This is a genomic window from Bacillus norwichensis, from assembly GCF_014836955.1.
Classification (GTDB): Bacteria; Bacillota; Bacilli; order Bacillales; family Bacillaceae_C; genus Siminovitchia; species Siminovitchia norwichensis.
Genome location: NZ_JACSPV010000107.1, coordinates 1 through 952, shown reverse-complemented (window position 1 = coordinate 952; position 952 = coordinate 1). Strand labels below are relative to the sequence as shown.

Below are 952 nucleotides of genomic sequence, written 5' to 3'. Positions count from 1 at the left end.
ATTGATACTTACATGATGTTTTTACCAGAATTGTTGCGCGGAGCAGGTGTGACGATCCAGGTTCTCCTGCTGTCCGCTGTTTTTGCTTTTCTTTTTGCATTTGTCGCCGGACTGGGCCGCGTGTCGCGCTTTTGGATTGTTCGTTTTTTGATGGGGGCTTTGGTGGAACTGTTCAGAGGAACATCTTTGCTTGTGCAGATGTTTTTCTTCTATTTTGCTCTCCCAGCTTTTGGTTTTGAGCTTTCCCCCTTTGCTGCGGGAGTTCTGGCTTTAAGCCTGAATTACGGGGCGTATGCTTCTGAGATTGTCCGAGGTGCGATCTTGTCCGTGCCAGGAGGACAGACAGAGGCAGGGATTGCCCTTAACATGACCCGTTGGCAGCGCATGAGGATTATCATCCTCCCACAGGCCTTCCGTCTTATGCTCCCGGGATTTGGGAACAACGCAATCGAATTACTGAAGGGGACATCGCTCGTCTCATTGGTCACTTTAGCTGATTTGACCTTCCAAGGCCGGATTTTAAAGGATAACTATACGGGGGACCAAGTGGAAATTTTTACACTGCTCCTTCTCCTTTATTTTGTTCTGGCACTGCCGCTTATCTTCGGTGCGCGCTGGCTGGAGAAGCGGGCAGGGAAGGGGGTGGCAGCTAGATGACTTGGGACTGGAATTTTGCCATTGAAATTTTTCCGAGAATCTTTCAAGCGATGTGGATTACGCTTGGCGCTACGGTGGCTGCTTATTTAATAGCCTTGACGTTAGGCTTGGTACTCACGATTTTGCGGAGAAGCAGCTTTAAGCCGCTCAAGTGGCTGACAGTCGGCTTCATCGAGTTTGTACGAAGTACGCCGCCGCTTGTACAGTTGTTCTTCCTTTTTTACGCATTACCGGAGATCCCGTATATCGGTTTTTCGCTCAGCCCCTTTATGACAGGGGCCTTAGGACTTGGAAT

Annotated in this window: 2 protein-coding genes; both read left to right on the top strand. The window is 49.5% G+C overall.

The annotated features are described in order from the left end of the window. Positions 1-657: ectoine/hydroxyectoine ABC transporter permease subunit EhuC (gene ehuC / locus H9631_RS22150; RefSeq protein WP_318246859.1), on the top strand; the 657-nt coding region annotated here is incomplete at its 5' end. After that, positions 654-952, top strand: a 299-nt coding sequence (locus H9631_RS22145) for an ABC transporter permease subunit (RefSeq protein WP_191816624.1), incomplete at its 3' end; no start/stop codon positions are given. The genes ehuC and H9631_RS22145, both read left to right, overlap by 4 nt.